The 25531-nt window shown below is 61.3% G+C and carries 25 protein-coding genes; all 25 read left to right on the top strand.

Translation table 11 applies throughout. The features are described 5' to 3' along the window. Positions 1–108 precede the first annotated feature (108 nt). The 25 genes from cdaA (at position 109) to secD (ending at position 25393) form a co-directional block, all read left to right on the top strand. A complete protein-coding gene (gene cdaA, locus SO058_RS03825) occupies positions 109–1002 on the top strand; it encodes a diadenylate cyclase CdaA (protein WP_320841677.1) in 894 nt (297 codons plus the stop codon). Beyond that, positions 999–2261, top strand: coding sequence for a CdaR family protein (locus tag SO058_RS03820; protein WP_320841676.1), 1263 nt, complete (start codon positions 999–1001; stop codon positions 2259–2261). Before cdaA ends, SO058_RS03820 begins: the two co-directional genes overlap by 4 nt. After that, positions 2258–3847, top strand: coding sequence for an NAD(P)/FAD-dependent oxidoreductase (locus tag SO058_RS03815; RefSeq protein ID WP_320841675.1), 1590 nt, complete (start codon positions 2258–2260; stop codon positions 3845–3847). Before SO058_RS03820 ends, SO058_RS03815 begins: the two co-directional genes overlap by 4 nt. A gap of 11 nt (positions 3848–3858) precedes the next feature. Next, positions 3859–4272: a SoxR reducing system RseC family protein gene (locus tag SO058_RS03810; protein ID WP_320841674.1), complete on the top strand. Its 414-nt coding sequence runs from the start codon at positions 3859–3861 to the stop codon at positions 4270–4272. Positions 4273–4389: 117 nt separating this feature from the next. Beyond that, positions 4390–5274: a DUF5685 family protein gene (locus tag SO058_RS03805; RefSeq protein WP_320841673.1), complete on the top strand. Its 885-nt coding sequence runs from the start codon at positions 4390–4392 to the stop codon at positions 5272–5274. Continuing rightward, positions 5261–5866, top strand: coding sequence for a J domain-containing protein (locus SO058_RS03800; RefSeq protein WP_320841672.1), 606 nt, complete (start codon positions 5261–5263; stop codon positions 5864–5866). The genes SO058_RS03805 and SO058_RS03800 overlap by 14 nt, the downstream gene beginning before the upstream one ends. 1 nt (position 5867) lies before the next feature. Continuing rightward, the gene (locus tag SO058_RS03795; RefSeq protein ID WP_320841671.1) at positions 5868–6374 is read left to right on the top strand and encodes a hypothetical protein; all 507 of its coding nucleotides are present in this window, start codon (positions 5868–5870) and stop codon (positions 6372–6374) included. A gap of 16 nt (positions 6375–6390) precedes the next feature. After that, on the top strand, positions 6391–7266 hold the full coding sequence (locus SO058_RS03790; RefSeq protein ID WP_320841670.1) for a YicC/YloC family endoribonuclease: 876 nt from the start codon (positions 6391–6393) through the stop codon (positions 7264–7266). 24 nt (positions 7267–7290) lie between these two features. Next, positions 7291–7557 carry an extracellular matrix/biofilm regulator RemA gene (remA, locus tag SO058_RS03785; RefSeq protein WP_320841669.1) on the top strand — a complete coding sequence of 89 codons (267 nt, stop codon included), beginning with the start codon at positions 7291–7293 and terminating at the stop codon, positions 7555–7557. Beyond that, entirely contained in the window at positions 7550–8113 is a 564-nt protein-coding gene (gmk, locus tag SO058_RS03780; protein WP_320841668.1) for a guanylate kinase, read from the top strand. The genes remA and gmk overlap by 8 nt, the downstream gene beginning before the upstream one ends. A gap of 66 nt (positions 8114–8179) precedes the next feature. Further along, a complete protein-coding gene (gene rpoZ / locus SO058_RS03775; RefSeq protein ID WP_320841667.1) occupies positions 8180–8545 on the top strand; it encodes a DNA-directed RNA polymerase subunit omega in 366 nt (121 codons plus the stop codon). A gap of 4 nt (positions 8546–8549) precedes the next feature. After that, on the top strand, positions 8550–9752 hold the full coding sequence (gene coaBC / locus SO058_RS03770) for a bifunctional phosphopantothenoylcysteine decarboxylase/phosphopantothenate--cysteine ligase CoaBC (protein ID WP_320841873.1): 1203 nt from the start codon (positions 8550–8552) through the stop codon (positions 9750–9752). A 21-nt stretch (positions 9753–9773) separates the two neighbouring features. Then, positions 9774–12227 carry a replication restart helicase PriA gene (priA, locus tag SO058_RS03765; protein WP_320841666.1) on the top strand — a complete coding sequence of 818 codons (2454 nt, stop codon included), beginning with the start codon at positions 9774–9776 and terminating at the stop codon, positions 12225–12227. Positions 12228–12242: 15 nt separating this feature from the next. After that, entirely contained in the window at positions 12243–12752 is a 510-nt protein-coding gene (gene def / locus SO058_RS03760; protein WP_320841665.1) for a peptide deformylase, read from the top strand. Beyond that, positions 12749–13672 carry a methionyl-tRNA formyltransferase gene (fmt, locus tag SO058_RS03755; protein ID WP_320841664.1) on the top strand — a complete coding sequence of 308 codons (924 nt, stop codon included), beginning with the start codon at positions 12749–12751 and terminating at the stop codon, positions 13670–13672. The genes def and fmt overlap by 4 nt, the downstream gene beginning before the upstream one ends. Positions 13673–13681: 9 nt before the next feature. Beyond that, positions 13682–14386: a zinc metallopeptidase gene (locus tag SO058_RS03750; RefSeq protein ID WP_320841663.1), complete on the top strand. Its 705-nt coding sequence runs from the start codon at positions 13682–13684 to the stop codon at positions 14384–14386. Further along, positions 14379–15728 (top strand): 16S rRNA (cytosine(967)-C(5))-methyltransferase RsmB, encoded by a 1350-nt coding sequence (gene rsmB / locus SO058_RS03745; protein ID WP_320841662.1) that lies wholly within the window; start codon positions 14379–14381, stop codon positions 15726–15728. Before SO058_RS03750 ends, rsmB begins: the two co-directional genes overlap by 8 nt. Beyond that, entirely contained in the window at positions 15725–16756 is a 1032-nt protein-coding gene (rlmN, locus tag SO058_RS03740) for a 23S rRNA (adenine(2503)-C(2))-methyltransferase RlmN (RefSeq protein WP_320841661.1), read from the top strand. The genes rsmB and rlmN overlap by 4 nt, the downstream gene beginning before the upstream one ends. 18 nt (positions 16757–16774) lie before the next feature. Further along, positions 16775–17530: a Stp1/IreP family PP2C-type Ser/Thr phosphatase gene (locus SO058_RS03735; RefSeq protein ID WP_320841660.1), complete on the top strand. Its 756-nt coding sequence runs from the start codon at positions 16775–16777 to the stop codon at positions 17528–17530. Between the two features lie 2 nt (positions 17531–17532). Continuing rightward, entirely contained in the window at positions 17533–19560 is a 2028-nt protein-coding gene (gene pknB, locus SO058_RS03730) for a Stk1 family PASTA domain-containing Ser/Thr kinase (protein WP_320841659.1), read from the top strand. Between the two features lie 21 nt (positions 19561–19581). Beyond that, complete coding sequence (rsgA, locus tag SO058_RS03725) at positions 19582–20478, top strand: ribosome small subunit-dependent GTPase A (RefSeq protein ID WP_320841658.1); 897 nt, start codon at positions 19582–19584, stop codon at positions 20476–20478. Next, positions 20448–21092: a thiamine diphosphokinase gene (locus tag SO058_RS03720; RefSeq protein ID WP_320841657.1), complete on the top strand. Its 645-nt coding sequence runs from the start codon at positions 20448–20450 to the stop codon at positions 21090–21092. Before rsgA ends, SO058_RS03720 begins: the two co-directional genes overlap by 31 nt. Before the next feature lie 163 nt (positions 21093–21255). After that, positions 21256–22449: a pyridoxal phosphate-dependent aminotransferase gene (locus SO058_RS03715; RefSeq protein ID WP_320841872.1), complete on the top strand. Its 1194-nt coding sequence runs from the start codon at positions 21256–21258 to the stop codon at positions 22447–22449. Positions 22450–22581: 132 nt separating this feature from the next. After that, positions 22582–24012, top strand: a complete 1431-nt coding sequence (gene purB / locus SO058_RS03710; RefSeq protein WP_320841656.1) for an adenylosuccinate lyase — start codon at positions 22582–22584, stop codon at positions 24010–24012. A 73-nt stretch (positions 24013–24085) separates the two neighbouring features. Next, positions 24086–25393: a protein translocase subunit SecD gene (gene secD, locus SO058_RS03705; protein ID WP_320841655.1), complete on the top strand. Its 1308-nt coding sequence runs from the start codon at positions 24086–24088 to the stop codon at positions 25391–25393. Positions 25394–25531 lie beyond the last annotated feature (138 nt).

The raw sequence follows: 25531 nt of genomic DNA, 5'->3' as shown, positions 1-25531 counted from the left end.
CATGGCGTTTTGTGGTACTATTATGCTAGAAATGTACACATTGGGTGGGCGCGTTCGCGTGCCCGCCCGATTCGCCGTTTGTATTTTTAGGATAGGACAGGTCGATTCATGGAAAACTTGCAAAACATCTTCATGCCTGATTTTCGCATCAACTGGAAAATGTTCATCCCCGATCTGGATTATTTGCGCACGGCTTCGCTGACCGATGTGATCGATATTCTGATTGTGGCCTATATCCTATACCGGGTGATCAAACTGTTGCGCGGCACGGGCGCGGAGCGCGTCATCAAGGGTGTGCTGGTGCTTGCAATCGCCGTTTTTCTTGCCACTTCGATGCACTTGACGACGCTCGCCTATATCCTGCAGCTCGTGTTCACTTACGGCGGCATCGTGCTGGTCGTCATCTTCCAGCCCGAGCTTCGCCGCATCCTGGAGCAGCTTGGCAAGGGCAATGTCAGCCGGCTGCTGATCGGCGTCAGCAATCCGGACGCCATTGAGGCCTCGATCAAGGCCGCTGTTTCAGCCTGCGCTGATATGTCCAAGGATCGTACGGGCGCGCTGATCGTGTTTGAGCGCGCGGAAAAGCTGGGCGAGATCGTCAGCACGGGCACGATGGTCAACGCCGAGCCTTCAGCCGAGCTGATTAAAAACATCTTTTTCAAAAACAGCCCGCTTCACGACGGCGCAATGATCGTGCGGGACGGGCGGGTGTATGCCGCGGGCTGTGTGCTGCCGCTTTCGGGCAGCCAGAACCTTTCGCGTGATCTCGGCACACGGCACCGCGCCGCGGTCGGCATGAGCGAATCGGCGGACAGCGTGCTCGTCGTCGTCTCCGAGGAGACCGGCGCGATTTCGGTCGCGCTTGGCGGCATGCTCAAGCGCCATTTGTCGCCGGAAACGCTGCAAAAGGTATTGGAGACCGAACTTTTGAAGGATCCTGTGGTCGATAAGAGCCGGGTGGCCGCCCTGCGCAACCTGTGGAAGGGAGGGCAGGACAAATGAGACAATTCATGAAAAAGCACGATATTTTCCTGCGCCTGCTGTCGCTGGTGCTCGCAGTTGTTTTATGGGCGATCGTCATGAGCGTCGTCGATCCTGAAAAGCCCTTTTCCTATGATGACGTACAAGTCGATATTCTGGGCAAGAGCGAATTGCTGCAAAAGACCGGCCTGTCGGTCATTGAGGTGTCCAATGAAACCGTCTCGGTGCGGCTGACGGGTAAAAGCAGCGAGGTCACCGCGCTGTCGGCTGACCGTATCACCACAACGGTGGATGTATCCGGGCTGCCCGCCGAACCCGGCGAGTACGACCTGCCGGTCGCGGCGCAGTCGCCCCGGTATGGCGTCGATATCAGCCGCGTTACACCCGCCACCGTGCACGTGCGCGTCGATAAGGTGACCACGGCGACCAAGGAGATTCGCGTCCATGTGACGGGCACGCCCGCGGAAGGCTACCGCGCGGGCAAGGCCAAGGCGACCACGGAAAAGCTGACCATTGAGGGCCCCTCGGCCGATCTGGACGAGGTGAAATACGCGCTCGTTACGGCTAACGTCGACGGCGCGACCAGCACGGTCCAGCAGGACTGCGCGGTGACCCTGTGCAACGAGGCGGGCGAGCCGATAACCTCGGCGCACGTCAAGAGCAAGACCGACACCATCCGCGTCACCGTCCCAATCTATCAGAACAAGGTGATCCCGCTGACCGTGTCCTTTAAGGACGGCGCGGCGGTCAAGGCGGATCAGGCGCGGTATACCATCAACCCCGAAACTGTAGAAGTGTCGGGTGACCAAAACACCATTGCTTCCATGACCGAGATCAACCTGGGCGAGATCGATCTGGGCAGCGTCAAGACCGGCACGCCGGTCTCTCTGCCGATCAAACTGCCGGACGGCGTCGAGCTGGCGGCGGGGCAGCCGCGTGAGGCCGAAGTGACCATCACGATCGACGGCGTGGACACGCGCACCATCGAGGTGACTAAGTTCGTCGTCAACGATACCTCGGAGGACAAGGACGCCTTTGTCACCGAGGTCGAAACCGAAAAGGTCGAGATCGAGCTGCGCGGCACGCAGCAGGCGCTTGAGGAAATCGATCCTGAGATATTCTCCATCGGCCTGACGATCGACACGGCCTCGCTCGGCGAGGGCACCCACGAAGTCAAGGGTGTGGTCGCCGCTACCAGCCTACCTGTCGGCGTGACGCTGGTGGATGAGGACGTGCAGGTGGTCGTGGCCATCCGGCCTGCCGGAGGGATCTCGCCGTGAGCATCCTGATTCAAAATATCCGTCTGCCGTTCGACGAGCCCGAGGCCGCAGCCATCCAGCAGGCGCTGCGGAAATGCGGGCTTGCCGCGGGAGACGGCGCGGCAGGCGTGCACCGCGTCAGCATCGACGCGCGGCGGGGCAAGCCCTGCCGCGTGTATTCGGTCCGCGTGGACGGATTGCCGGACGAAGAGGCATTTGCAGAACGCCTGCAAATGCCGTTCGTGCGTTTTGTGCCGGATACCCGCCCGGTCCCGCCGCGCGGGATCCGGGAGCTTGCACACCGGCCGGTCGTGGTCGGGCTGGGGCCGGCCGGGCTTTTCGCGGCTTATACGCTCGCGCAAAACGGCTACGCGCCCATCGTTTTGGAGCGCGGCGGCGATCTGGACGCGCGCGATCAGGCAGTGGAGGCCTTTTGGGCAGGCGGCGCGCTCGACCCGGAATGCAACATCCAGTTTGGCGAGGGCGGTGCGGGCGCCTATTCGGACGGCAAGCTGACAACGCGCATTGGCGACCCGCTGTGCGAGAGCGTGCTCGAAACGCTTCGCCGGCACGGCGCGCCCGCCGATGTCTGTAAAAAGGCCAAGCCCCACGTGGGGACGGATATCCTGAAAAACGTGGTGCGCGACATGCGCCGCGCGCTTATCGAGGCGGGCGGCGAGGTGCGTTTCCGGTGCAGGATGGACGGTGTTTCGCTGCGGGGCGGCGCGCTGCGCGCCATTTTGGCGGACGGGCAGGAGATCGCCTGCGAGCGGGCGGTTATCGCGGTCGGCCATTCGGCGCGGGACACCTTTTTTGCCCTGCATCAAAACGGGGTATACTTGGAGCCGAAAGCGTTTTCGGTCGGCGTGCGAATCGAGCATTTGCAAAGCGCGCTTGACCGCGCGCTTTACGGCAAGTACGCCGGACATCCGCTGCTGCCGCCCGCGGAATACAACCTGTCTCGCCGAGAAAACGGCAGGGCGTGCTATTCGTTCTGCATGTGCCCGGGCGGCGTGGTGGTCGCGGCGCAGAGCGAGCAGGGTACGGTCGTGGTAAACGGTATGAGTTATCATGCGCGGGACGGCCAAAACGCCAATGCGGCGCTCGCGGTCTCGGTAGACCCCACAGATTTTAACGACGGCACGCCCTTTGGCGGCGTGGCGCTGCAGCGCGGGATCGAGCGGGCAGCCTTTGCGCAGTCGGGCTCTTACCACGCGCCGTGCCAGCGCGTGGGCGACTTTTTGGCGGACAGGCCGAGTACATGCTGCGGCGAGGTAAAGCCCACCTACCCGGTCGGCGTGGCATACGGCGAGGCGGCGAAAAGCCTGCCCGCGTTCGCGCAGCGCATGCTGCGGGACAGCCTGCCCGCGTTCGGCCGAAAAATACGCGGCTTTGACGCGCCCGACGCGCTGCTGACCGGTCCGGAGACCCGCACGTCCGCGCCCGTGCGCATGACGCGCGGGGACGATCTGTTCGGCCTTAAGAGCGCCGGGCTGATTCCGTGCGGCGAGGGCGCGGGCTATGCGGGCGGCATCCTGTCCGCCGCGGTCGACGGCATCCGCGCCGCCTACCGCATCATGGAGGAATTTGCACCCATCGAGGTTTAAGGAGATACCATATGACACAGCAGGCAAAAGTAAAAAAACTGATGGATAACGATTTGGCTGAGGTCGAGGTCGTGCGCCAGGGCGCGTGCATGCACGATTGCGCAAAGTGCGGCGGCTGCGATACCATGGTCGGGCAGACGATCACGGTGACCGCGAAAAACGCCGCCGGGGCCCGGACGGGCGACCGTGTGATGATCGAGGGCGAGACCAGGCAGCTGCTCAGCATTGCGGTGCTGGTGTACCTGCTGCCGCTTGTGCTGTTTTTTGTGGGCTTTGCGTGCGGCAGCCTTGCACATTTGGGGGAGGGCCTGTCCGCGCTCGCGGGCGGCGTGCTGTTCGTGATCGGCGTTTTGGCGGCCATGCAGTACAGCCGCACGGCGAAAGCGCGCAGTGCGGTGACCTACCGCATCATCGAACGGCTCTGAACTTTTTGTGAATTTTTGCGCGCAAAACCGGGTTTTGTCTTGTGTTATCCGTAAAAATCCGGTAAAATATATTGAATACGGTTTAAGCCGCGTTTCGCGCGGCGCGGGAGGGAACGCATGTTTGGCTTTATCCGACCGGTAAAGCCCGAACTGCGCGTCAGGGAGGCCGACCGGTTCCAGCAGGTATACTGCGGGCTGTGTCACGCGATCCGCGCGCGGTACGGCAGGTTTTACACGCTGTTCCTGAGCTATGATATGACCTTTTTCGCGCTGGTCGCCGGGTGCGGGCAGGGCGAAACGCCGCCGCCCTGCAAAAAACGGTGCGACGCGAGCCCGGTGCGGAAAAAAGCCTGCGCCGAGGCGGACGGGGCGATCGAACTTGCCGCAGACGTAAGCGTGCTGCTCACCTACCACAAATTCCGCGACAGCGTGCAGGACGACCGGGGCGCAAAGCGCTTGCTGGCGCGTTCTCTGTGCCGTCTGGGGCGGAACGGCTATGAGCGCGCCCGCGCGCGCCTGCCTGAAGCGGACGCGGAAATGGTTTTCGCGCTGTCCGATTTGCAGGCGCTTGAAGCACAGAACTGCGATTCTATGGACCGCGCGGCCGACGCGTCCGCGCGCCTGACCGCCGCCGTGGTTCAAAAGACCGGGGACGCCCGCGAACGTATCCTGCGGCAGATGTTTTACCATATCGGCCGCTGGCTTTACCTGCTCGACGCGTGCGCCGATCTGGCGGACGACCTCGAAAGCGGGAACTATAACCCGGTCGCCCGGCGGTACGGGCTATCAGAGCCAACGCTTTCTCAGATCCGCGAGCCGCTTGAGCGCACGCTCGAACGCTCGCTGGTCGACGTCTGCACCGCGTTCGATCTTTTGGACGCACAGCGCGACGCCGACCTGATCAGAAATATAATTTTTCTCGGTATGCCGCTTGCCACCCGACAGGTGCTTGACGGAACCTACCAAACGAACGGAGGATGGGGCAAACATGGATCCCTATAAAGTGCTGGGCGTCACGCCACAGACAAGCGACGACGACGTCAAGCGTGCATACCGCGACCTTGCGCGCAAATACCATCCGGATAACTATATCAACAACCCGCTCTCCGATCTGGCCGAACAGCGCATGAAAGAGATCAACGAAGCGTACGACATGATCATGAATGAACGCGCGGGGCGGACAAACGGTTCGCAGCAGCAGGCGGGCGGCGCTTATGGCTCGCAGCAGCAGCGGCAGTATGCCGGCGCGAACGCCGGGATGTACAGCCAGGTGCGGCAGGCGATCAACCAAGGCAACCTCGGCCTGGCCGAATCGCTTTTGCAGCGCACGACCGCGCGGGACGCCGAATGGTTCTTCCTGATGGGTACGGTATACTACCGTAAGGGCTGGTATGACGAAGCCGGGCGGGCATATACGCAGGCCTGCCAGATGGATCCGTCGAACGCCGAATACCGGGGCGCGCTGAACAGCCTGAATATGTCGGGCGGATACGGCGGCTACCGGCCGATGAACGAGGCCAATATGTGCGATTGCTGCATGCAGATGATGTGCCTCAACTGCTGCTGCCAATCCTGCTGTGGAGGCGGATGCTGACGTGAACGCGCGGGATATCGCGCGCGGCGGGCTGCTGGCGGCAGCCGCGGTCGCGCTGCTGTGGGTGGGCAGCCTGTCCCCGTGGATGGGGCCGGCGGCTTGTATTTTAGCCGGGGTGAGTGCGGCGGTGCCGCTATTGAAGCACGGAAAGGTCAAGGCGTCCGTGCTGCTCTATCTGGCGAGCGCAGTGCTCGCCGCGCTGATCGTGCCGCGCAAGGGTCTTGTCGCGGCATATATTGCGTTTACCGGGCTGTATCCGATTGTTAAATACGGCATCGAGTGCCGTTTGCCGAGAAAAACGCAGCTTTTTTTCAAGCTGCTGTATTTTAACCTGCTGCTGGCGGCTGTGGCCGGAGCGGTAGCGTTCGGCTTGTTCCCGCAGTTCGCTATGCCGGGAACGGCGCGTCTTGTGATGGGCTGGCTTATTGCAAACGCGGTCTTTTTGGTCTATGACGGCGGCCTGTCCAGGCTGATCGCGCTGTTAACGCGCACACTGCCGCCACTATAAACAGGGGGAAACAACCATGAAGAGCATGACCGGCTACGGCCGAGCAAAAGAGCTTATTGGCGAGCGCACGATCACGGTCGAGCTGCGCGCCGTCAACCACCGCTATCTGGACTGCACGGTCAAAGCGCCGCGGCAGTATGGCTTTTTGGAAGAGGCCGTCAAGAAAGCGGCGGCCGGGCGGATCGCGCGCGGCAAGGTCGAAATCTATATCGCGGTCGAGGTGCAGCAGGCGGGCGACGTGGCCGTAACGGTCAATGAGGAGCTGGCCGGGCATTATTTAAGCGCGCTTCGCGCGCTGGCGGCGCGGCACGGCCTGAAAGACGATATCTCCGTGATGCAGCTCGCCTCGCTGCCCGATGTGCTGGGCGCGGAACGCGTCGAGCAGGACGCGGAAGAGGTGACGCGCGACGTGCTTTCCGTGTTCCAGAAAGCGGCCGATCATTTTGACGAAATGCGCGCCCGCGAGGGCGGAAAGCTCGCGGACGACGTGCGCGGCCGCTGCGCCGCCATTGAAGGCATGGTCGGCGTTGTGGAAAAGCGCTCGCCCGAGCGCGTGCGGGAATACCGTGAGAAGCTACTCGCCCGGATGAACGAGGTGCTGGCCGATACCGCGGTGGACGAAAGCCGCATCCTGACCGAAGCCGCCATCTTCGCGGACAAAACCGCGGTGGATGAGGAAACTGTGCGCCTGCGCAGCCATCTGCACCAGCTCGGCCTGATGCTGGAGGAAGAAGGCGCGGTCGGCCGCAAGCTGGATTTTTTGGTGCAGGAGATGAACCGCGAGGCCAACACGATCGGGTCCAAGGCGAACGACGTTGAACTGGCCCGCGTCGTAGTCGATATCAAGAGCGAGATCGAAAAGATCCGCGAGCAGATCCAGAACATCGAATAACGGACAGCAAGGGAGGGGACTTTCGTGAAACTCATCAACATCGGCTTTGGCAACATGGTTGCCGCGGGGCGGCTGATCGCGATCGTCAGCCCGGAATCCGCGCCGGTCAAGCGTACGGTGCAGGAGGCGCGCGACCGCGGCATGCTGGTCGACGGGACCTATGGCCGCCGCACCCGCGCGGTGCTGATCATGGACAGCGACCATGTCGTATTAAGCGCCCTGCAGCCGGAAACCGTCGCCGCGCGTTTTGATGAGAACGCACCCAGCGAGGGGGTGGCCGAGGATGCGTAAGGGTACGCTTTATGTGGTCACCGGTCCGTCGGGTGCGGGCAAGGGAACCGTGCTCTCGCGCCTGCGCGAGGAGGACGGACGGCTGTTTTATTCGATCTCTGCCACCACGCGCGCGCCGCGTCCGGGCGAAGCGGACGGCGTGCAGTATTATTTCCTCAAAAAAGAGGATTTTGAAGCCAAGATCGGGCAAAATGCCTTTTTGGAATACGCCAAATATGTGGATAACTATTATGGCACACTGGAAGCGCCGGTCGAAGAAAAGCTCCGGGAAGGCTTTGACGTTATTCTGGAGATCGAGGTGCAGGGCGCGATGCAGGTGCATGAAAAACGGCCGGACGCGGTGCTGGTGTTTTTAGCGCCGCCGTCGTTTGACGAGCTGGCAAGGCGCCTGCGCGGACGCGGCACCGAAGAGGAAGAAAAGGTGCAGAAACGTCTGGAGACCGCGCGGCAGGAACTTACCTGCGCGGAGAAATTCGACTATACCGTGATAAACGACGAGGTCGAACACGCGGTAGACGAGCTAAAAAAAATCATTTTATCCCGCCGTGAGGCATAGCATGTACATCCCAATTAAGGCTAAACCGACATATTTACTAAGGGAAGATAGAAGGAGACTACCATTATGCTGAAACCGTCTATGCAGGAATTGATGAAACGTGTGGGCAACCGTTATCTGCTGGTCAATCTGGCCGCGCAGCGCGCCCGCGATATTGCCGATCAGGCCGATGAGACCGGCGAGCCGCTGAACGATAAGGCTGTCAAGCTGGCGCTCGACGAGATCGCGGCCGGAACGGTCATTTACCGTCCGGGCCCGCGCACCACGCCGATCATCCCGCAGAACAACGCGATCGCGGCCGCGATCGTCGACGTGGGCGACGATATCGACTTGGACGAGGTGGACGAGAACGAGGCTTCGGAGGACGATGTGCTGTTTGGCGAAGCCGAGGACGATTACGGCGACGATGACGTGCCCGAAGAGGACGAGTAACATGGTGCTGCGCGGCAAGACCGTCGCCCTGTGTGTGACGGGCGGCATCGCGGCGTATAAGGCCGCGGACCTGACAAGCAAACTGCGCGGCGCGGGCGCGGATGTCCGCGTGCTGATGACCGAATCGGCCACGCAGTTCATTTCGCCCATCACGTTTGAAACGCTGTCGGGCAACCGCGCGGTCGTCGATACGTTTGACCGCGATTTTGCCTGGGAGGTCGAGCATATTTCGCTTGCCAAGGCGGCGGACGTGTTCGTGATCGCCCCGGCGACGGCCAATATCATCGCCAAGGCCGCACATGGTATCGCGGACGATATGGTCTCGACCACGCTGCTCGCGACGCGCGCGCCGGTCGTCGTCGCGCCCGCGATGAATACCGGTATGTATGACAACCCGGTGACACAGCAAAACCTCGAGACCCTGCGGGAGCGGGGATTCCATATCGTCGAACCGGCGAGCGGCCGTCTGGCCTGCGGGGACGAGGGGCGCGGCAAGCTGGCCGATACGGCGGCGCTGCTTTGCGGCATTGAGGCCGCGCTGACGGCGCAGGACCTTGCCGGCCTGAACGTGTTGGTCACGGCGGGTCCGACGCGCGAGGCGCTTGATCCGGTGCGCTTCCTGTCCAACCATTCGACGGGCAAGATGGGTTATGCGATCGCGGCGCGCGCGGCGATGCGCGGCGCGCGGGTGACGCTGGTCTCCGGCCCCACCGCGCTTGAAACGCCGAAAGGCATTTGCCGCGTGGACGTGGTTTCGGCGTGCGAAATGCGCGACGCGGTCGTGTCCCGCGCGGAGCAGCAGGATATCATCATCAAGGCCGCAGCGGTGGGCGATTACCGCCCGGCGGAGACGGCCTCGGAAAAGCTTAAAAAACGCGCGGACGACATGGCGGTGTCGCTCGTGCGCAACCCGGACATTTTGCAGGAACTGGGGCGCAAAAAACGCGTCGGCCAGCTTTTGTGCGGCTTTGCGATGGAGACGCAGAACCTGCTTGCAAACGCAGAAGAAAAACTCCGGAACAAAAACTGCGACATGTTGGTCGCCAATTCGCTGCGCGAGCCGGGCGCAGGCTTTGCACACGACACCAACGCCGCGACGCTGCTGTTTGCGGACGGTCGTCGGGAGACTGCGCCATTGATGCGCAAGGACGAGTTGGCCGACCTTATTTTAAGCCGTCTGCTCGCGCTGCTGCGAAGCGGGCGGTAAGCACTGGAAAAGGAGCGGAAGATGGCGGAAACCATCTGCGCGGTCGCCGTGGATGCGGCGACCTTTGCAATCGACAAATTATATTCTTACCGCGTGCCGGACGAGCTGCGGGGACAGGTGCAAATCGGCAGCCGTGTCCTCGTGCCGTTCGGCTTTGGCAATAAACGGGCGGAGGGCGTCGTGCTCGCGTTCCGGGGGGAGGCGCCGGAGCGGAAGCTTAAGCCCGTTGTCGAGGTGCTGGATGACGAGCCTATCCTGACCGCCGAACAGCTCAAGCTAGCCGCGTGGATGCGCGAGCGGCTGTACTGTACGTTTTTCGACTGCGTGCGCGTCATGCTGCCTGCCGGACTGTGGTTCAAGCGGAACGAGACCTATACGCTCTCACCCGCCGCCGACTTGCCCGCACTGCACGCGCGCGAGGGCTTGGAAGGCGAGGTGCTGCGGCTGTTTTCCGCGCCGGGGGAGTCGCTTCCGCTGTCCGACATCCGCGCGCGGTTTGGCGGCAAAAGCATGACCCGCGTGCTCGACGGCCTTGCCGCCGAGGGCGTGCTCCTATACCGCAGCAACACGGCGCAGCGGTCGGGCGACAAGACGGAAAAGCTGCTTTCGCTCGATATGGAATACGAACAGGCGGCCGCACGGGTGGCGGCGGGGCGCAGCCCCGTGCGCATGGACATCGTCTCGGTGCTGGCGGACGGCGGGCAGATGAGCCAGAAAGAGCTGTGCTACATGACCGGCGCGTCCGACGCGACCGTGCGCGATATGGTCAAAAAGGGCTTTTTGCGCGCAAGCTATGAGGAGCGGCTGCGAACGCCGGATTTTTCCAATATCCCAAAGGCCGCGCCGCCCGTCTTGTCGCAGGAGCAGCAGCGGGCGTACGACGGCCTCGCGGCCCTGCTGGACGCGCCCGAGGCGCGCGCGGCGCTGCTGTTCGGCGTGACCGGCAGCGGCAAGACGCAGGTTTATTTACAGCTCATCGAAAAAGCGCTCGCGCAGGGCAAGGGCGCGATCATGCTCGTGCCCGAGATCGGGCTGACGCCGCAGGCCATCCGGCAGTTTGCCGCCCGCTTCGGCGACGAGGTGAGCGTGATGCACTCGGCGTTGTCGGCGGGCGAGCGGTACGACAGCTTCAAAAAGATCAAATCGGGCCGCGCGCGCGTCGTTGTGGGCACGCGGTCGGCGGTGTTCGCGCCGGTGCAGAATCTGGGTGTGCTCATTATCGACGAGGAGCAGGACGGCGCATACCGCTCGGAGCAGACCCCGCGCTACCATGCGCGCGACGTGGCGAAATACCGCGTTTCGCAGGCGGGCGCGCTGCTCGTGCTCGGCTCGGCGACCCCGTCGGTCGAGACTTATTTTGGCGCGAAGCAGGGCAGATACCCGGTATTCCGGCTGACCGAACGCTTTCTCGGCGCGTCGCTTCCCGAAGTCATGATCTCCGATATGCGGGGGCTTACACGCGAGGGGAACGCGGGCGTGATCGGCCCGCAGCTTCGGGAGGAGCTTCAAAGCACGCTGACGGCCGGCAAACAGGCCATCCTGTTTTTGAACCGCCGCGGCAACAGCCGCGTCATCGGCTGCGCGGGCTGCGGCTGGGTGCCCGAATGTCTGTCGTGCTCGGTGAGCATGACCTACCATTCAGCCTCGGGCCGCGCCATGTGCCACTACTGCGGCGCGTCTGTGCGCATCACGGGGGCGTGCCCGCAGTGCGGCGGCGCTTTGTTTACCGAAACGCCGGGCACGCAGAAAGTCGAGCAGGAGCTGCTCGAAAAATTCCCGAAAGCCCGCGTGCTGCGCATGGACGCGGACACGATGCACACGAAAAACGCTCACGAAACACTGCTGACGCGCTTCGCCAAGCGGGAAGCCGATATCCTGCTCGGCACGCAGATGGTGACCAAAGGGCTGGATTTCGATTCGGTCACGCTGGTGGGCGTGCTGGACGCGGACCAGAGCCTATACGCGCAGGACTACCGCGCGCGGGAACGCACGTTTTCGCTGATCACGCAGGTGGTCGGGCGGGCGGGGCGGCGGTTTGACACCGGGCGGGCAGTCATCCAGACCTATAGCCCGACCCATCCGGTCATCCTGTCTGCCGCGCGGCAGGATTACGAACAGTTTTATGAAACCGAGATTGAAACGCGTGGGGCGCTCCAGTGCCCGCCCGCGGCCGATTTGCTTGTGTTGACAGCGGTGGGCGAGGTGGAACAGCAGGTGCTGAAAAGCCTGCTCGCGCTGAAAGCCCGGCTGCAAAGCCTGATGGAGGGGCAGTACGCCGACGTGAAAGCGCCCGTCTTAGGCCCTGCGGCGGCGCAGGTTGTGCGCGTTATGGGGCGCTACCGTTACCATTTGACGCTGCGCGGCACGGAATGCGCGCGCAGGCGCGCGCTGATTGCAGGTGTGATGCGGGAATTTATGCAGGACAATAAAAACCGGGGCGTGACCGTGTTTGCGGATTTGAACCCGGATCTATAAAAAGGAGATTACACTATGGCACTTCGCAAAATTTTAACCAAGGGCGACGAACAACTGGAAAAGCGCAGCCGCAAGGTCGAAAAGTTTGACGCGCGCCTGCATCAGCTGATCGACGATATGCGCGAAACGCTTGAGAATGCGGGCGGGGTCGGGCTGGCCGCGCCGCAGGTCGGCGTGCTGCGCCGCGTGGTCGTGCTGCTCGATGTGAACAAGGACCCGGAAGAGATGGTCGAGCTTGTAAACCCCGAGGTTATCGAAAAGCGGGATGAGGAACGCATGATCGAGGGCTGCCTGTCCGTGCCCGGCGTATACGGCTATGTCACCCGCCCGACGTGGGCCAAGATCCGCGCGCAGGACCGCTTTGGCAACTTCTTCGAGCGGGAGGGCGAGGGCATGGTCGCCCAGTGCTTCTGCCACGAGACCGAGCATCTGGACGGGCATATCTTCACGGAAAAGGTGGAAGAATACGTGGATATGGAGGCGCTCCAGTCCGGCGGGGAGGCTGAGGAGGCCGAGGCCGAATGAGGATCGTCTTCATGGGCACGCCCGATTTCGCCGTCCCCAGCCTGCAAAAGCTGCTGGATGAGGGGCACGAGGTCGCGGCGGTCTATACCCAGCCTGACAAGCCGCAGGGGCGCAAGCAAGTGCTGACCGCGCCGCCTGTGAAAGAATTGGCCTTGCGGCACGGCATCCCGGTCTGCCAGCCAGCCACGCTTAAAAACGAGGACGAACAGCAAAAGCTGCGCGCGCTCGCGCCTGAACTCATCGTGGTCGTGGCATACGGCAAGCTGCTGCCAAAAGCCGTGCTGGATATCCCGCCGCGCGGCTGCATCAACGTACACGGTTCGCTTTTGCCGCGTTGGCGCGGCGCCGCACCCATTCAGTGGGCGGTCATCGCGGGCGACAGAACCGCGGGCGTGACCACGATGCAGATGGCTGAGGGGCTGGACACCGGCGATATGCTGCTCAAATATGAGACAGCCATCGGCGAGCGGGAGACGGCGGGCGAGCTGTTCGACCGTCTGGCGCAGGCGGGCGCGGAACTTCTGGCCGAGACCCTCGTCAAACTGGACAAAATTATACCGCAGCCGCAGGATGACAGCCAGAGCTGCTATGCCAAGATGCTCGACAAGCAGCTCGCGGTGATCGATTGGAACAGATCCGCGCAGGAGGTCGACTGTTTGGTGCGCGGCCTCAACCCGTGGCCGGTTGCGCTGACGACGCTCGCGGGCGAGCGGCTGAAGATTTTTGCAGCCGTGCCGTGTGCGGGAGAGGGCAGGCCGGGCGAAGTTCTGCGGGCCGATGCCAAGCGCGGATTCATCGTCGCGTGCGGCGAGGGGGCTGTCGAACTCACGGATGTCCAGCTCGTCGGCGGCAAGCGAATGACCGCTTCCGACTTTTTACGCGGCCATTCCGTGACCGAACGTTCATTATTAGGAGACTAAGGAGCGAATATGCCATATTATGGATTTTACGGCATCGATATCTACTATATTGTTCTGATTTTGCCCTGCATCCTGCTTGCCGCATGGGCGCAGATGAGGGTCAAATCGACATTTAACAAGTTTTCCCGCGTGCGCAATATGCGCGGTATCACGGGCGCGCAGGCGGCCGAGGCGGTGCTGCGGCAGAACGGCGTTTTGGACGTGCGTATTGAGCGCGTCGCGGGCAACCTGACCGACCATTATGACCCGCGCACCAATGTGATCCGTCTGTCCGAATCGGTGTATGATTCGACCTCGGTCGCGTCGGTCGGCGTGGCGGCGCACGAAGCCGGGCATGCTGTGCAGTATGCGGTGCACTATGCGCCTATCCACCTGCGCGCCGCCATCGTGCCGGTGACGCAGATCGGATCAACCGCCGCCCTGCCGCTGCTGCTTTTGGGTTTGTTCCTCAACCGGGGCATCCTGATTGATATCGGCATCTGGGCGTTCGCGCTGTCGACCATTTTTCAGCTGATCACGTTGCCGGTCGAACTCAACGCCTCGAACCGCGCGCTGGCCGCTATTGAACAGGGCGGCCTATTGACGAGCGAGGAATATCCGATGGCCAAGCAGACGCTGTCCGCCGCCGCGATGACCTATGTGGCCGCGCTCGCCGCTTCGCTCGCGCAGCTTCTGCGCCTGATCCTGCTGTTTGGAGGCCGCCGCCGTGATTGACAAGCGTCCCAAAACGCCGCGCGAAACCGCCGTGTTTTCGCTGTTTTCCATGGAAGAAGAGGGCTCGTGGTCGGACGGGGCGCTGCATTACTACCTGTCGCGCGCCGGGCTTTCGCCGCGCGACGCGGCTCTTGCGACCCGGCTTACTTACGGCACGGTGCAAAACCGCCTGTTGCTCGATTTTTATCTCCGGCGCTTTTCCAGCGTCCGCCTGAAAAAGATACAGCCGCGCGTGCTGGCGTGCCTGCGAATGGGGATCTATCAGCTTGTGATGCTCGATAGGATCCCGGTGCACGCGGCGGTCGATGAAACGGTCGCGCTTGTGCGGCATTACTGCCATGCAAGCGACCGCACCGTGTCGTTTGCCAACGCGGTGCTCCGCAGCGCTGCAAAAGCGGCCGAGACCAAAACGCTTCCAAAGCTGGACTGCCCGGATAAGGAAAGCTATTACGCGCTCCGGTACAGCCATCCTGAATGGATGGTGCGCCTGTTTTCCGAACAGTATGGGCAAAAGGAGGCCGAGTGCATCTGTCAGGCAAACAACGCGGACACGCCGGTCTCGGTGCGCGTCGACCGTATGAAAGCCGCGCCCGGCGAGGTGAAGACCGAGTTGGAACGCGCGGGGCTGACGGCCGCGCCGCATCCGGCGTTCCCGGATATCCTGCTGGTTTCCGGCGGCGACGTGGCCGCGCTCCCGGCCTTTGCCGAGGGACGTGTGACCGTGCAGGACGCGGCAAGCGCGCTGGCGGCGGCGGTCGCCGGCCCGGAGCCGGGCGAGACTGTGCTCGACTGCTGCGCCGCCCCCGGCGGCAAGAGCTTTGCCATGGCCGAGCGCATGGAAAACACCGGCCGCGTGATCGCGTGCGATATTTACGGGCATAAGCTCATACGTATCGAAGAGGGAGCCGCGCGCCTTGGGCTGACGAACGTGGAGACTGTTCTGGCCGACGCATCACAGCCGCGCGCCGAATGGGAACGGCTGGTCGACCGCGTGCTGTGCGACGTGCCGTGTTCGGGGCTCGGCATCATCCGCAAGAAGCCTGAGATACGCTTTAAGGACGAGAAGGAAATAGAAAAGCTGCCCGCCTTGCAGGCGAAAATTCTGCAAAACTGCGCGCGCTATGTAAAACCGGGCGGGACGCTGGTATATTCGACCTGCACGATTTTGCGCCGGGAAAATGAAGACGTCGTCCGCGCGTTTTTGGCGGAAAACCCGGAGTTCGTGACCGTGCCGTGGTCGCATCCCGTGTGCGGCGAGCGGCCGGACGGTATGGTGACGCTGCTGCCGCATGTGCACGGCACCGATGGATTTTTTATTGCAAAGCTGAGGAAAAAGGCATGACCGAGATCAAAAACCTGACAATGGAAGAGCTGAAAACGGCGTTGTCCGAACTGGGCGAAAAGCCTTTCCGGGCGGGACAGATCTTCAAATGGCTGCACACGCCCGTGCAGTCCTTTGAAGAGATGTCCAACCTGTCCAAGGCTTTGCGTGAGCGACTGCGGGAGCATTTTGTGCTCACCGTGCCCGAGATGGCGCGCAAGCAGGTGTCCGCGGTCGACGGCACGGTCAAATATCTCTGGCGCATGCAGGGGGGCGACTGCGTCGAATCCGTGCTGATGCACTATGAGCACGGCAATACGGCGTGTGTGTCCACACAGGTCGGCTGCCGGATGGGCTGCAAGTTCTGCGCCTCCGGACAGGGCGGCCTCAAGCGCCATCTGTCGCCGGGTGAGATTTTGGATGAGATCCTGTTCATGCAAAAGGACAGCGGCGAAAAGATTTCCAATATCGTGCTCATGGGCACGGGCGAGCCGCTCGATAATTACCAGAATGTGCTCAAATTTTTGCATTTGGTGAGTTGTTCCGGGGGTGTCAATATCGGGCAGCGGCATATTTCCTTGTCAACGAGCGGAATTGCTGATAAAATAGAAAAGCTAGCGAAGGAGAAATTGCAGATCACGCTGTCGGTATCGCTCCACGCGCCGGACGACGAAACGCGCTCCCAAATCATGCCGGTGAACGACGCGTTCCCGGTCGAGCGGCTGATGCGCGCCTGCAACACCTATTTCGATACGACCGGCCGCCGCATCTCCTACGAATACATGATGGCGCGTGATGTGACCGACCGGCCATGGCAGGCGGAAAAGCTGGCAAAGCTGCTGCGCGGCCGCCCGTCCCATGTAAACCTGATCCCGCTGAACGAGGTGGCGGAAAGCCCGCTGAAGCCCTCCTCCAAAGAAACGATGCGGCGGTTTCAGCAAGCGCTGGAAAAACGCGGTGTGACCGCGACCGTGCGCCGCAAGCTCGGCCCCGATATCGACGCGGCATGCGGCCAGCTCCGCCGCCGCGAACAGGGCGGCAACCCCTAACGAGAGGTGTGTACACATATGGAATGGTTTGGCATGACCGATAAAGGGCGCATGCGCCCGACCAATCAGGATATTTATCAGATCGACGCGCGCGAGCCGCAGGAGACTGCGCTGCTCGTCGTGTGCGACGGCATGGGCGGTGCGAACGCGGGCAATGTGGCGAGCCGCTTTGCCGCTGAAACGTTTACGCGCGCTTTGAAAGACGAACTGGATGGCGGGCTTTCCGCGCAAGCGCGGCAAAAGCTGCTGGCAGGCGCGCTCAAACGCGCAAACGACACGGTGTTCGAGCTTGCGGGCAGGCAGCCCGAGTTTCGCGGCATGGGTACGACCTTGGTCGCCGCCTTGGTGTGCGGAAAAGAGGCGACGCTGCTGAACGTCGGCGACAGCCGCGGCTATTTGTTTGACGGAGAAACACTGCACCAGCTGACCGAGGATCATTCGTATGTGGAGGAGATGCGCCGCCAGGGCCGCATCACCGAGGCGGACGCGCGCACCCATCCGCAGAAAAACCTTATCACCCGCGCGGTCGGCGTCGACCCGATCGTCGAGGGCGATTTGTTTGAGGCGCGTCTTCAGCCGGACGAGATCCTGCTGCTCTGTACGGACGGGCTGACCGGCATGATGGAGGACGGCCAGATCGCCGAAACGCTGCGGCGCGCACCCAGCCTTGCCGCGGCGGGCGAGCAGCTTTTAAGCCAAGCCAACGAAGCGGGCGGGCGCGACAACATCACGGTCGCGCTGTTTCGCCGCGGCGGAGCGGAAGGGGAGGCTTGAACATGGACAAATACATAGGAAAGCTTCTCGGCGGGCGCTATGAGATCATCGACGTGGTCGGCGTGGGCGGCATGGCGATCGTTTACCGCGCGCGCTGCCATGTGCTCAACCGCTATGTGGCCGTCAAGATCCTCAAGGATGAATACGCGAAAGACGCCGACATCCGCCGACGTTTTTCGATCGAATCGCAGGCGGTCGCCAAGCTCTCGCACCACAACATCGTCTCGGTGTATGACGTCGGCAACGACGGCGGCGTGGACTACATCGTCATGGAGCTGATGGAGGGCGTTACGCTCAAGGAATATCTGCAGAAAAAAGGACATCTGTCCTGGCAGGAATCACTGTTCTTTGCCCAGCAGATCGCCCGCGCGCTCGTACACGCGCATTCCCGCGGCATCATCCACCAGGATATCAAGCCGCAGAATGTCATTATTCTGCGCGACGGCACAGCAAAGCTGACCGATTTCGGCATCGCCTCCTTTGCGACGACGCAGGAGACCCGCGTCGTGCAGGAAGCGATCGGTTCGGTGCACTATATCTCGCCCGAGCAGGCCAAGGGCTCGACCATCGATTACCGAACCGATATCTATTCGCTCGGCGTGGTCATGTATGAAATGCTGACCGGCAAGCTCCCGTTCGAGGGCGAAACGGCGATCCAGGTCGTCATGCAGCACCTGAACGCGGTGCCGCTCCGCCCGAGCGAAATGCAGCCCGGCATTCCCGCAGGTATGGACGATATCGTCATGCACGCGATGTGCGCCAATATCAGCAAACGGTATGCCACGGCGGACGAGCTGTACGCCGACCTGGAGCGGCTGAAGAATAACGAGCACGCGCAGTTTACCTATGAGCGCGCGCATGGGACGGGCGAAACCCAGGTGCTCGGCCCTGAGGTGCAGCAGGCGGCGCGCCGCACGCCGGTATCGGCGGAGCGCGACCGGAATGCAGCCCCGCGCCGCAGCCAGACCGCGGTGCGTGAAAAAGAATCGTTTTTCGACCGGCTGGGCGAACGTCCCGCGCTGGCCGCAGGCATTGCGGTCGCGGTGTTCGCGGTTATCGCACTGATCGTCGCCGGCGCGCTCATCCTGACGGGCGGCGGCGGAGAAAAGGTCAAGGTGCCAACATTTGTCGGCCAGTATATTGACGACGTGATGGAAAATGAAGAGTGGACCGGGAATTTCACACTCAAAGAAGCGCCGCAGCGCGTCGAATCGACCCGCCCGTTGGGAGAGATCCTTGAACAAGATATTGACAGCGGAAAATCAGTCGCCAAGGGCGCGGTGATCACGCTTACCGTATCGGCGGGTGGTGATCAGGTGGACAACAGTTACAGCATCCCCACCGAGTTCAAGGGGCAGACGTTGGAATACGTCCAGACTGTGCTCCAAAAATACGATATCCCCTACAAGGTGGAGGAGGAATTCTCCGAGGATATTCTTGCGGGCGGCGTGATCCGCACGTCTCCGGAAGCCGGCGAAAAGCTTAAAAAGGGCGAAACGCTGATCCTATATGTCAGCAAGGGCAAGGAGATTAAGGAAACCGAGGTGCCCAATCTGTATGGGCAGACCAAGAGCGCGGCGGAAAAAATGCTGACCGACGCGGGGCTCAAGTTGGGTTCGGTGAACGAGGTCGAGAGCGACGCCGCGGTAGGAACTGTGGTCTGGCAGTCGGCCAATAAGGGAAGCAAGGTGTCCGAGGGGGCTGAAATCAGTATCCAGATCGCCAAAGCCAAGGAGGCGCCGCCGGATACGCCCGACAACCCAGACGACCCGAACCAGGGCGGAACGGACGACCCGGGCACCGAGCCGCCCGCGCCAACCACGGGTACGGCGAGCATCCCGGTCGTCGCACCGGAGGACACGGAGAGCGCGCATATCGTCATCACGCTCGACGGCGAGGTGCTGTTTGACGCGGTGCGCGAAATGCCGAACGGTTCGGTCATTGTGCAGGTCACCGGGCCGCTCGGCTCGCATCAGGTGCAGGTCAGCGTGGACGGCGCGAGCGCGCCGTATACGGCGACATTTAATTAACACGGAAGAGGGAACGCTTTTTTGACAAAAGGAATCATCCTCAAGGGCATCGGCGGGTTTTACTATGTGGATACGCCGGACGGCCTGATCGAATGCAAGGCGCGCGGCAAATTCAGAAAAACGGTGGGCAAGCCGGTCGTGGGCGACAGGGTGTCGCTTGAACTCCAGCCGGACGGCACGGGTTATTTACAAGAGATCGCTCCGCGCAAAAACTGCCTGATCCGTCCGGCGGTCGCCAATCTGGATCTGCTGGTCGCCGTCGCGTCTGCCGCGCCGCCGGTGACCGACCCGTTCCTGATCGATAAGGTGACCGCGATCGCGGCGCACAAGGGCATAGACGTGCTCGTCGTTGTCAATAAAAGCGATGTGGACCCGGGCGATGAGCTGTTTGCGATCTATCAGAAAAGCGGTATCCCGACGCTTCGCGTCAGCGCGCTTACCGGAGAGGGCATCGGGGAGCTGCGGGCGATGCTCGCGGGCAAGATCGCGGCGTTCGCGGGCAATTCCGGCGTGGGGAAATCGAGCGTTTTAAATCGGCTGGACGGACGTTTCGCCGCGCAGGTCGGCGAGATATCCGACCGCATCGGGCGCGGCAAGCATACGACGCGGCACGTCGAGCTGATGAAGACCCCGGGCGGCGGTTATATCGCGGATACACCGGGCTTTTCCTCTTTTGAGACCGAGCAGATGGATCTGGTGCTGGCGGGCGACCTCGCGGATGCGTTTCCCGAGTTCGCACCATATCTGGACGCGTGTAAATTCACCGGCTGCGCGCATGTCAAGGAAAAAGGGTGCGCGGTGCTCGCCGCGGTTGAGCGCGGCGAGATCGCCAAAAGCCGGCATGAGAGCTATGTGAAGCTCTATGAAAGCGTAAAGGACATTAAAGAATGGGAACTTTCCAAGGGCGGCACGCGCTGATTTTCGCGGCCGCGCCCGAAACGGAATACGGCTATATCCGGTCGTTTCTGGCCGAGTATCCGGACGCGGTCATCGCGTGCGCCGACGGCGGCCTGCGCCATGCGCGCGCGCTTGGCCTGCGCGCGGATTTCATGGTGTCGGACTGCGATTCATTTTCCGAGACCGAGGCGAGCGAGGTGCTGCGCCTCAAACCCGAAAAGGACGACACCGATACCCAGTCCTGCCTGCGCGAGGTGTTCCGCCGTGGCTGCCGGGAGGCGACGCTGGTCTGCGCGACCGGCGGACGGATCGACCACATGCTTGCAAACCTCTCTCTTTTAGAGGAAGCGTACGCGCTCGGCGGACAGTTGACCGTGCTCGACAGGCAGAATAAAGTGGTTTTGCATCAGGGCGGTCATCAAAAATTCAAAATGACGGGAAACTATTCGTATTTTTCGATTGTGCCGCTCGATTCCGTGCTCACCGGTGTGAGCATCGAAAACGCGAAGTACCCGCTTGACCACGTGACCGTGACGCGATCGGGGATGATCACGATTTCCAACGAGGCGCTCGGCTCCGTGTTTTCGATCGACATCGCGGAAGGCCGCGCGCTGGTCGTGTTTTCACGCGACTAAGTTTTTCCGATTTGTGAAAAAGCGACATGGAAGCCGCCCCGACGGGCGGCTTTTTTCTCTTTCTTCAGTTTTGCAATTTTTCTTCAGCGGACTTGCAAAACCGCTGTGGGGAGCATATAATAGGAAAACAGAGAGATGTAAGGGAGTTGCAGAGAACGTGGAATTGAAACCGATTTCCAAGATTGCAGCAGGCGTGCAGGCGTCGACGACGCTCGCGATTGATTCGCTTTTTAAGGCAATGAAAGCTGAGGGCAAGGACGTGGTCGGCTTTGGCGCGGGCGAGCCGGATTTTCCGACGCCCGAGCACATCAAGCAGGCAGGCATCGAGGCCATCGAGACCAACCTGACCCGCTATACCCCGGCCGCCGGCCTGATGGATCTGCGCCGCGCCGCGTGCCACCGTCTGGAACAGGACTTCGATCTGCACTATGAGCCGCAGCAGATTGTGGTCGCGTCGGGCGCCAAGCATTCGGTCTTTATCGCGCTGCAAACGCTGTGCGATCCGGGCAACGAAGTCGTGATCGCCGCACCCTACTGGGTGTCTTACAGCGAGATGGTGCAGCAGGCGGGGGCTGTGCCCGTCATCGTTTCGGCGGGCGAGGAGCAGGATTTTAAGATCACTGCCGCCCAGCTCGATGCGGCTGTGACCGATAAGACCAAGGTGTTCATGCTCAACTCCCCCTGCAACCCGACCGGCATGGTTTATACCCGCGACGAGCTTCAGGCGATCGCCGAGGTTTGTACGCGGCGCAACCTCTATGTGATCGCGGATGAAATCTACTGCAACCTGGTGTACGACCATATTGAATTTACCTCGTTTGCCTCATTGGGCGAGGATATCCGGGAACGCACCATTCTGGTAAACGGCGTATCCAAATCCTATGCCATGACCGGCTGGCGCATCGGCTATACGGCTTCAAATCGCTATCTGGCCAAGGTGATGGCCAACTACCTGAGCCACTCGACCTCGGCCCCCTCAACCATCTCACAGCACGCGGCCATCGTCGCGCTGGCCGGCCCGCAGGAGGATATTTACGCCATGCGCCGCGCGTTTGAGCAGCGCCGCGACCATCTTGTCGAGCGCATGAACAAGATCGGGGGCGTTTCCTGCTTGAAACCGCAGGGCGCGTTCTACGTCATGATGAACATGAAGAGCTTTCTCGGCAAGACGATGTACGGCCAGAAAATCGAAAGCGCGGAGGATTTCGCGCATCTATTCCTGGAGAAAGGGCTGGTGGCGACCGTGCCATGCACCGCTTTCGCCGCACCCGGATTTATCCGCTGGAGTTATGCAACTTCGATGCAGGAAATCGACAAAGGGCTCGACCGTTTGGAACAGTTCATAAAAAATGCGTAAACCACCCACCCACGGCGTTTTTTTCTTGAAAACAACCGTATCAAGTGATAAACTAAGAACGGACTGGACACCAGTCCGTTCTTTTGTGTTATGTGAAAAAAACAGATAGAGAAAGTGGAAAGGAAGAACCGCATGAACGCTGCCTATGAAAGCCCGTTTTCCGCGCGCTACGCCTCCAAGGAGATGCTGTATATCTTTTCGCCCGATATGAAGTTTTCCACCTGGCGCCGGCTGTGGGTATCGCTTGCCAAAGCCGAAATGGCGCTCGGCCTGCCGATCACGCCCGAGCAGGTCGCCGAAATGGAGGCTCATTTGGACGATATCGACTACGACACCGCCCGCAAACGAGAAAAAGAGGTGCGCCATGATGTGATGGCGCATGTGTATACATTCGGCAAGGCCGCGCCCAAAGCGGCCGGTATCATCCATCTGGGCGCGACGAGCGCATACGTCGGCGACAACACCGATATCATCCAGCTTCGCGAGGGGCTGCGGCTTACGCGCAAAAAGCTCGCCGCCGTGCTGGACAAGCTTGGCACATTCGCGGACGAGCATAAAGCGCAGCCAACGCTCGGCTTTACGCATTTCCAGCCCGCGCAGCTCACGACGGTCGGCAAGCGCGCGACACTCTGGATGAACGAACTGCTGATGGATCTCGATGAGATCGAATACCGTATCGAAAACCTGCGTATGCTGGGCAGTAAGGGTACGACCGGCACGCAGGCCTCCTTTATGGAGCTGTTTGACGGCGACGAGGGCAAGATCCGCGAGCTGGAACAGCGCATCGCGGACGATTTCGGCTTTGCGGGCGTTGTGCCGGTATCCGGACAGACCTATTCCCGCAAGATCGACGCGCAGGCGCTCGCGACGCTGTCCGGCATCGCGCAGTCGGCCTCGAAGTTTGCCACCGACCTGCGGCTTTTGCAGCATCTGAAAGAGATCGAGGAGCCGTTCGAGGCGCATCAGATCGGGTCGTCCGCCATGCCGTATAAGCGGAACCCGATGCGCTCGGAGCGCATTTGCGCGCTCGCCCGGTATGTCATCTGCGACAGCCTGAATCCCGCATTCACCGCGGCGACGCAGTGGTTCGAGCGCACGCTGGACGATTCGGCCAACAAGCGTATTTCGGTGCCTGAGGCGTTCCTTGCGGTTGACGCGATCCTCAATATCATGCTCAACGTCGTTTCCGGGCTGGTTGTCTATCCTAAGGTCATCGGGCAGCGCGTGATGAACGAACTGCCGTTTATGGCGACGGAGAATATCATGATGAGCGCGGTCAAGCGCGGCGGTGACCGGCAGGAGCTGCACGAGCGCATCCGCGAGCATTCGATGGCGGCGGGCAAGCGCATCAAGGAGGAAGGCCTTGACAACGACCTGATCGACCGCATTGCGGCCGACCCGATGTTCGGCCTGACGCGTGCCGAGATCGAAAAGGAACTCGATCCGAAAAACTATATCGGCCGCTGCCCCTCCCAGGTGAACGCGTTCCTTTCCGAATGCGTGCAGCCCAAAATCGCGCCCTATCTTGACGGCAGCGATATGCAGGTCGAAATCAATCTATGATTTGACTTTTTTCTCGAAAAAAGTTATACTGTACTTTATGCTGTGCATGAAACAATAAGGAGGCTGTAAAACATTGAAAAAGAGTGTGATTTCCTTTATCGCAGTCATACTCGTGATCGCCGTTATGGCGACCTTTGCGGTAACAGGATTGACCATCGCCGGTCATACGATCATCCCCAAGGTGACCGATTCCGAGAATGGCATCCGTCTGGGGCTTGACCTGGTCGGCGGTTCCCGGATCGTCTACGAAGCCGAGCTGCCTGACGGCTATGATACAAGTAATTTATCGGGCGATATGCAGACCGCGCAGTCAATGATCCGCAAGCGTCTGACGGCTAAGGGCTTCACCGAAGCGACCGTCACGCTGCAGGGCGAAAACCGCGTCACGGTCGAGATCCCGCAGATCACCAACCCTGAAGAAGCGGTGCAGACGCTGGGCACGACCGCTCAGCTCGTTTTCCTGGACGCTGACGGCAAGGAATGGCTGACCGGGCAGGACGTTAAGCGCGCGACCTCGGACTTCGGCAAGCCGACCGGCAACGAGCTGGTGGACGAGCATTTTGTCCGCGTCGAGTTTACGACTGAGGGCGCCAAGAAGTTCGCGGACGCTACCGGCGCGATCGCCGCCCGCACCGACGGCACCAACTATATGGCCATCGTCATGGACGGCGAGGTCGTTTCGGCGCCGCGCGTCTCTTATCAGATCAATTCGGACGGCTGCGTCATTTCGGGCGGCGATTTTACGCTTGAGAGCGCGAAGGAGCTGGCGGATCTGATCAACGTTGGCCAGATGCCGTTCTCGCTCAAGCAGGTCGAACTCCGCTCGGTCGGCCCGCAGCTGGGCGCCAACGCGTTGCAGACTTCGCTGATGGCGGGACTGATCGGCCTCGCACTCGTGTGCCTGTTCATGCTGATCGTTTACCGCATCCCGGGCCTTGTCGCCTGCCTGGCGCTGGGCTTCTATATCGTCATTGAAGCGCTGGTGTTCGGCCTAGTGCGCGTCAACCTGTCGCTGCCGGGCATCGCGGGCATTATCCTGTCGATCGGTATGGCAGTCGATGCAAACGTCGTCATCTTTGAACGCATCAAGGAAGAACTCCGCGTCGGCAAGACGGTCAAGTCTGCCATCGATTCGGGCTTCAAGCGTGCGTTTACAGCTATCCTTGACTCTAACGTGACCACGCTGATTGCGGCGGCCGTGCTGTTCTGGAAAGGCACGGGCACGATCGTCGGCTTTGCGACCACGCTGGGTATCGGCGTTATCGTATCGATGTTCACTGCGCTGACGGTCACGCACTTCCTGCTCAACCGCATGGTTGATTTCCACATCCGCAACCCCAAGGCTTACGGCGTCAGCGCGCCCAAGACCCAGGACGCATAAGAAAGATTAACTATTAGAAGTCAACCCCAAAAATGAAGGATGGTGGTAAAAAGTCAGATGGCTCGAAAAAGGTATAGCAAAGCAGAGGTCCGGCAGGACCTCAGATGGCTATTAAGGGGGATCAGGCTGCGGGGCAGT

It is taken from the genome of Agathobaculum sp., assembly GCF_034098985.1.
Lineage (GTDB): Bacteria > Bacillota > Clostridia > Oscillospirales > Butyricicoccaceae > Agathobaculum.
Note: the sequence above shows the minus strand (reverse complement) of the source record. Positions and strands in the feature narration are given on the sequence as shown.

What these genes read in the sequence shown, in the direction of transcription:
- cdaA (WP_320841677.1), top strand. Translation starts at nt 109, where the DNA reads ATGGAAAACTTGCAAAACATCTTCATGCCTGATTTTCGCATCAACTGG.
- SO058_RS03820 (WP_320841676.1), top strand. Translation starts at nt 999, where the DNA reads ATGAGACAATTCATGAAAAAGCACGATATTTTCCTGCGCCTGCTGTCG.
- SO058_RS03810 (WP_320841674.1), top strand. Translation starts at nt 3,859, where the DNA reads ATGACACAGCAGGCAAAAGTAAAAAAACTGATGGATAACGATTTGGCT.
- SO058_RS03805 (WP_320841673.1), top strand. Translation starts at nt 4,390, where the DNA reads ATGTTTGGCTTTATCCGACCGGTAAAGCCCGAACTGCGCGTCAGGGAG.
- SO058_RS03800 (WP_320841672.1), top strand. Translation starts at nt 5,261, where the DNA reads ATGGATCCCTATAAAGTGCTGGGCGTCACGCCACAGACAAGCGACGAC.
- SO058_RS03790 (WP_320841670.1), top strand. Translation starts at nt 6,391, where the DNA reads ATGAAGAGCATGACCGGCTACGGCCGAGCAAAAGAGCTTATTGGCGAG.
- gmk (WP_320841668.1), top strand. Translation starts at nt 7,550, where the DNA reads ATGCGTAAGGGTACGCTTTATGTGGTCACCGGTCCGTCGGGTGCGGGC.
- rpoZ (WP_320841667.1), top strand. Translation starts at nt 8,180, where the DNA reads ATGCTGAAACCGTCTATGCAGGAATTGATGAAACGTGTGGGCAACCGT.
- priA (WP_320841666.1), top strand. Translation starts at nt 9,774, where the DNA reads ATGGCGGAAACCATCTGCGCGGTCGCCGTGGATGCGGCGACCTTTGCA.
- def (WP_320841665.1), top strand. Translation starts at nt 12,243, where the DNA reads ATGGCACTTCGCAAAATTTTAACCAAGGGCGACGAACAACTGGAAAAG.
- fmt (WP_320841664.1), top strand. Translation starts at nt 12,749, where the DNA reads ATGAGGATCGTCTTCATGGGCACGCCCGATTTCGCCGTCCCCAGCCTG.
- SO058_RS03750 (WP_320841663.1), top strand. Translation starts at nt 13,682, where the DNA reads ATGCCATATTATGGATTTTACGGCATCGATATCTACTATATTGTTCTG.
- rlmN (WP_320841661.1), top strand. Translation starts at nt 15,725, where the DNA reads ATGACCGAGATCAAAAACCTGACAATGGAAGAGCTGAAAACGGCGTTG.
- SO058_RS03735 (WP_320841660.1), top strand. Translation starts at nt 16,775, where the DNA reads ATGGAATGGTTTGGCATGACCGATAAAGGGCGCATGCGCCCGACCAAT.
- pknB (WP_320841659.1), top strand. Translation starts at nt 17,533, where the DNA reads ATGGACAAATACATAGGAAAGCTTCTCGGCGGGCGCTATGAGATCATC.
- SO058_RS03720 (WP_320841657.1), top strand. Translation starts at nt 20,448, where the DNA reads ATGGGAACTTTCCAAGGGCGGCACGCGCTGATTTTCGCGGCCGCGCCC.
- purB (WP_320841656.1), top strand. Translation starts at nt 22,582, where the DNA reads ATGAACGCTGCCTATGAAAGCCCGTTTTCCGCGCGCTACGCCTCCAAG.